Source organism: Clostridium sp. ZS2-4 (assembly GCF_026719745.1).
In the GTDB taxonomy this organism is placed as follows: domain Bacteria; phylum Bacillota; class Clostridia; order Clostridiales; family Clostridiaceae; genus Clostridium_H.
Window position 1 is genome coordinate 1 of the sequence record NZ_JAPPRQ010000098.1, and the last position, 5,471, is coordinate 5,471.

Genomic DNA, 5,471 nt, shown 5'->3' on the forward strand with positions numbered 1-5,471 from the left:
CAGTTTTATAGGTTAATATTTTTTGAAAATATAAAAAAACATGACGGGCTAAGTCCGCCCAAAATAAAATAGGGATAATATTACTTGATAACCAAAGATTGCGCCATATAAATTTTTACTGTGACTTCAATATATAATAATTTTATTTAAGCAGTTACCATATGTAGTGCTTAATTCACTGAATTAGTAGGAATATATTTGTTAACAAATAGAAATAATAATCTAGTATATCAATATAGTTGTAAGCAAGGAGGCGGTATTATGAATTTAGTTTCTGGAAATTTATATTGGACAAATATAGGTTCAATTCCTAATAAATATACATATTTAAGTGATGATATAGATTGTGATGTGGTAATAGTTGGAGGGGGGATAACCGGAGCTTTATGTGCCTATTATTTTGCTGAAGCTGGTATTAAGACAGTGGTTGTTGAAAAGAATATAATAGGATATGGAAGTACAAGTACTTCTACATCTATATTGCAGTATGAGATAGATACAAATTTAATTGGACTTAAGGGAATGGTTGGATTAGATAATGCGGTAAATGCATTTAGACTATGTCATAAAGCTGTCTATGATATTCAAGCTATAATAAATAATTTAGATGATAAGTGTGATTTTATTTTAGGAGACTGCTTGTATTATACGAATAAATTTGCTGATACATCTATACTGAAAAAAGAATTTGAATTAAGAAATCAGTATGGGTTTGATGTAGAGTTTTTAGATGAAAATACTGCTAAAGATAAATTTGACTTTCCAATGAAGGCTGCAATTTATTCAAAAAGTGGAGCTGGGGGAATTAATCCTTATAGATTTACTCATGCTCTTATAGATTATGCAGTGAAGAAGGGCGCCGTTGTATATGAAAATACAGAAATTACAAAAACCTATTCAGAGAATAATGAAGAAATTTTAAGAACAAGAAATGGATTTAAGATAAGAGCTAAAAAGGTATTGATTGCAGAGGGATTTGAAGGAAGAAAATATATAGAGAAAAATATTGCTAAATTCACCAGAAGCTTTACTCTTGTTACAAAGCCAGTGAAAGCCTTTGAAGGATGGTATAATAAGTGCATAATAAGAGATACGAATAAGAATTATACTTATTTAAGGGTAACTGCAGATGATAGAATAATGATTGGGGGAGAAGACCTAGAGGTAGGAGGAGAACGCAGCAAAGTATCTAATCTATGTAATGAGGATTCGGTGGCTAAAGAAAGATATAAAATTTTAGAAGATAAGCTAAGACATATGTTCCCTAATATTAAAGATATTGAAATTGAATATAAGTTCAGTGGATTGTTTGGAGAAACTAAGGACAGTTTGCCATATATAGGTGTATACGATAAATTACCAAACTATTATTTTTGTATGGGGTACGGTTCTAATGGTATTTTATATAATGTGATAGGGGCACAATTATTAAGAGATCTGCACATAGGCAAAAATCCACCAGAGCTAAATATATTTAGTTTTAACAGATAAGAAAGACTTAATATTTAATATAGTGAGTAAAAGGTTGTTGATAATTATTATTTATCAATAACCTTATTTTTTTAGGTGCGTAACTTTTTCGTAATCATTTTTAACTTTTACTTAAATACTTATATTGTTAGAAATGGTATATCATACTTAAGCAAGGTGGTGAAAATTATGGTAGAGAATAAAAAAATACTTGTGGTTGAAGATGAAGAGGCTATAAGGAGTTTTATAAAAATAAATTTAATAAGAAATAAGTTTGAAGTTTTAGAAGCAGACAGTGGAGAAAAGGCTTTAGATATAGTGAAAGAAACTGAACTGGACTTAATCATCTTAGATATCATGCTTCCTGGTATTGATGGCTTTCAGGTATGCAGACGGATTAGAGAAATAAATGAGGAAATTGCTATAGTGATGTTAACTGCCAAAACTCAAGATATGGACAAGATAATGGGCTTTGAGTTTGGGGCCGATGATTATGTGGTAAAACCGTTTAATCCTTTAGAATTAGTGGCTAGGATTAAAGCTATTTTTAAAAGAATCTGTAAAAATAAAGAAGAAATCAAAGAAATAGAAAAAGGAATTTTTAAGTTGGATTTGGATAGAAAGATTTTTTATAAAGATAACAAGCCTATAGAGCTTACTTATAGAGAATTCAATGTTATGAAAATATTTATGGAGAAGGAAAATAAGGCATTGTCTAGAGATGAACTTCTCAATTTGGCGTGGGGAGAGGATTTCTTTGGAGATGTAAAAACTGTGGATGTTCATATAAGGAGAATTAGAGAGAAAATTGAGAAAAACCCATCAAAGCCGCAGTTTATAAGAACTATTTGGGGCTATGGGTATAGCTTTAAGGGGGGATAAAACTGAAAGGCATAAAATGGAGAATATTAAAGTTTTATATGCTTATAGCATTGATAATAGTGGTTATTATTCAGCTTATACTTTTTATAGTTATAAAGAGATATTACTATAAAAATATTGAAGCTTCTTTAGAAAAACAAGGAAAGATCTCGGTAAATATTTTTAATAAATACTCTTATAATGACAATTTTAAAAGCTACGCAGATAAATTTATATACACTTTTTCAGACATGTCAGCTGCACAAGTACAGATAATAGGTGAGAATGGAGAGGTGATTCAAGATTCCATAGGAATTGAGCAAGGGAAGAAGTTAGATTATCCTGATATTGAAAAAGCACTAAGAGGGGAAGGGTATACATGGATAGGAAAATCTAAATATTCAAATGAAAAGATTATATCAGTGTCACAACCACTTAAAAATTCTTATGGTGTTAATGGAGTTGTGAGAGTTATTTCTTCTTTAGAAGTAGCAGATAATTCAATAAATAAGCTATATTTAATACTACTTTGCACAGGAGCAGTTGTGATTTGTGTATTTATGATTCTGAGTATATTGGTGTCCCATACTATAACGGAGCCTGTAAAAGAATTGACGGAAACAGCTAGAAAGATGGCAAAGGGACAGTTAACAATAAAGGCAAAGAAAAAATATAATGATGAAATTGGTGAACTAGCAGATACCCTGAATTATATGTCAGAAGAAATATTGAAGAATGATAAATTAAAAAATGAATTTATATCACAGGTTTCTCATGAGTTAACAACTCCTCTTACCTCTATAAAGTGATGGACAATAACATTAAGAACTGGAGATTTAGAAGATAAGAAAGAACTGCTGTGGGGACTTGATATTGTTGAAAAGGAAACAGACAGACTTACGGAGATGGTAGAAGAATTATTGGATTTTTCTAGGATTATAGATAAAAGAATAAAGTTAAATTTAACAAATATAAATCTGGCAGAGTTTTTAAATAATATATTTAAACAGATGGAACCTAGAGCAAAAAGATTAGGCATAGGATTGGAACTTAATATTTTAGAAGATGCTGATGAGAAAATAAAAGGAGATACAAATAGGTTAAAACAGGTTTTTATAAATATATTAGATAATGCTTTTAAATTTACAAATAAAGAAGGTACGGTAGCAATTTATGTAATTAAGAAAGCAGAATTTATAGAGATTGCCATAAAAGACAGTGGAATAGGTATACCTAAAGAACATTTATCTAAGGTTACTGAAAAATTTTATAAGGTTGATACAAAAGATGGTGGGAACGGAATAGGACTTTCTCTAGCCAATGAATTAGTACAGCTTCATGGGGGATTTTTAGAAATTGAAAGTGAGTATGGGGAGGGAACTACAGTAATAGTCAAATTACCAAGAATTAAAGATGAATAAAGGTAAAATTAATAATGAGGATATGTTTTAGTTATGCTTTCTAAAGAGTTTATAAAAAAGAGTGTTGAGGGGTGTTTAATTAGTTCTATATTTACAGGGTGCGGAAGTATTGCATCATCTACTGAGGTTATACAAGCTCCAAAGGCTGTTATTTCTTCTGCATATGAAAAGAATTACAAAAATTCCATTGTACAAAAATTTCTTCCCAAAGGTATGGGTATGGTGCTTTCGCCACCAAGAGCAGAAGAACAGACAAAGGCTGTTATTAAGAAAGATATAACTGGAGATGGAAAAGAGGAAATAATTTTTACATTTAAATCCTCTAAGGATTCGTATATAGGTGGAGTGATTGTACTAATGAAGGAAAATGATGAGTGGAAAGTGGCATTACGTGACTATGGTGAGGGGGAAAGTGTATACAAAATTGATTTTGCAGATATGGATGGAGATAAAAAGTTAGAGTTATTAGTTAGCTCTTTTGTGGGAGGATCAGTTGGTAATAAGCTAAAGATATATAAGTTTGAAAACAAGAAAGTTTATAAATTTGATTTGTTAGGAATGGAAATGTATAAAAAGATGGATATAGAAGATATGCCAGATAAAGAAGGTAAAAAGGATGGAAAGGAAGAAATAGCTTTATGGGTTCATGATACGGGGTCTTCTTATTTTATAGAAATACTTCGATATGTTGATGGAGGATTAGTTGAGGCTGAAGATGTTTATCCTTATTATTTCAAAAAGGTAGTAAGTTATTATAAAGAACAATTAAAAGATAAGGATACAAAAGAGTCGCCATATGCGTGGTATCATCTAGCTGATTCACAGGTTAAGGCTGATATGCCAAAAGAAGCTTTAAAATCTTTAGACGAATGTATGAAATATAAGGGAAAATTACAAGAACAGAGCAAGATAAAGGAAGTATATCCAGATGATTATATAATTCAGATGATAAAAGGAGAAGCACTATATAAACTAAAAGATTATCAAGGTTCTATTGAGGTTTTTAATAAAACATTAGAAATGATGAAAAAGCAAGAAGATTCGGTTAAGGAAAACAGAGTAAGGATTTATTATGATTTAGGAAACAGTGAATATGCATTAGGTAATAGAAAAAAAGCTAAAGAATATTATAATACAGCGCTAAAAGTAGCAGAAGAAATATATAGTCCTGATGAGTTGTTTAAGTATTCCTATAAGATAAAGGAGAAACTAGAATAAAAGTGTTACATGGATCATAAAAACAATCTCCCATGCCTAATTTTATTTATATGATCATTTTTTCTGCCCTCATAAATTTAGATAATAAAGCCTCTTTGAAATAACATTTAAAGGAACATGGAGTGATTTAAGAGTTCCAACACTTAGATATGATAAGAAATTGCCTAAGTATTTAACAAAAGAAGAAGTAAAACTTTTATTGGAATCTACAACGTATCAATTTATATAGTGAAGTATACTTGTCCTTGCGTATCAGTATGAGAACAATACAGAAAAACGAAGAAAAACATAGAAAATATAGTGTAATTTAATATAGTCAGATATATTGAATTATATTAGTCTAAGATTCATGATAAGATATTCCTTGTCGTCGTGAGAGCGGCGGAGAGGAAACAACAAAGTATGAATTAAGATGATTTGAGAAAATTAAAAAAATTCAAAAAAGTTGTTGACAAGAAGAAATTCAGATGATATACTGAATAAGCTGTCAGATGACGGCAA

The 5,471-nt window shown here is 30.1% G+C and carries 5 protein-coding genes; all 5 read left to right on the top strand.

Features of this window, described 5'->3' with window-relative positions; translation table 11 throughout:
• The first annotated feature begins 261 nt into the window (after positions 1-261).
• The 5 genes from OIO11_RS12035 (at position 262) to OIO11_RS12055 (ending at position 4,970) form a co-directional block, all read left to right on the top strand.
• Positions 262-1,491, top strand: a complete 1,230-nt coding sequence (locus OIO11_RS12035; protein WP_268071709.1) for an NAD(P)/FAD-dependent oxidoreductase — start codon at positions 262-264, stop codon at positions 1,489-1,491.
• Between the two features lie 168 nt (positions 1,492-1,659).
• Positions 1,660-2,352: a response regulator transcription factor gene (locus OIO11_RS12040; RefSeq protein WP_268071710.1), complete on the top strand. Its 693-nt coding sequence runs from the start codon at positions 1,660-1,662 to the stop codon at positions 2,350-2,352.
• 38 nt (positions 2,353-2,390) lie between these two features.
• Complete coding sequence (locus OIO11_RS12045) at positions 2,391-3,140, top strand: HAMP domain-containing protein (protein ID WP_268071711.1); 750 nt, start codon at positions 2,391-2,393, stop codon at positions 3,138-3,140.
• Between the two features lie 96 nt (positions 3,141-3,236).
• A complete protein-coding gene (locus tag OIO11_RS12050; RefSeq protein ID WP_268071712.1) occupies positions 3,237-3,752 on the top strand; it encodes a sensor histidine kinase in 516 nt (171 codons plus the stop codon).
• Between the two features lie 33 nt (positions 3,753-3,785).
• The gene (locus OIO11_RS12055) at positions 3,786-4,970 is read left to right on the top strand and encodes a tetratricopeptide repeat protein (protein ID WP_268071713.1); all 1,185 of its coding nucleotides are present in this window, start codon (positions 3,786-3,788) and stop codon (positions 4,968-4,970) included.
• Positions 4,971-5,471: the final 501 nt, after the last annotated feature.

Excerpts from the sequence above, each read along its gene's own strand:
- OIO11_RS12045 (WP_268071711.1), top strand. The coding sequence starts at position 2,391 with ATGCTTATAGCATTGATAATAGTGGTTATTATTCAGCTTATACTTTTT.
- OIO11_RS12050 (WP_268071712.1), top strand. The coding sequence starts at position 3,237 with ATGGTAGAAGAATTATTGGATTTTTCTAGGATTATAGATAAAAGAATA.
- OIO11_RS12055 (WP_268071713.1), top strand. The coding sequence starts at position 3,786 with ATGCTTTCTAAAGAGTTTATAAAAAAGAGTGTTGAGGGGTGTTTAATT.
- OIO11_RS12040 (WP_268071710.1), top strand. The coding sequence starts at position 1,660 with ATGGTAGAGAATAAAAAAATACTTGTGGTTGAAGATGAAGAGGCTATA.
- OIO11_RS12035 (WP_268071709.1), top strand. The coding sequence starts at position 262 with ATGAATTTAGTTTCTGGAAATTTATATTGGACAAATATAGGTTCAATT.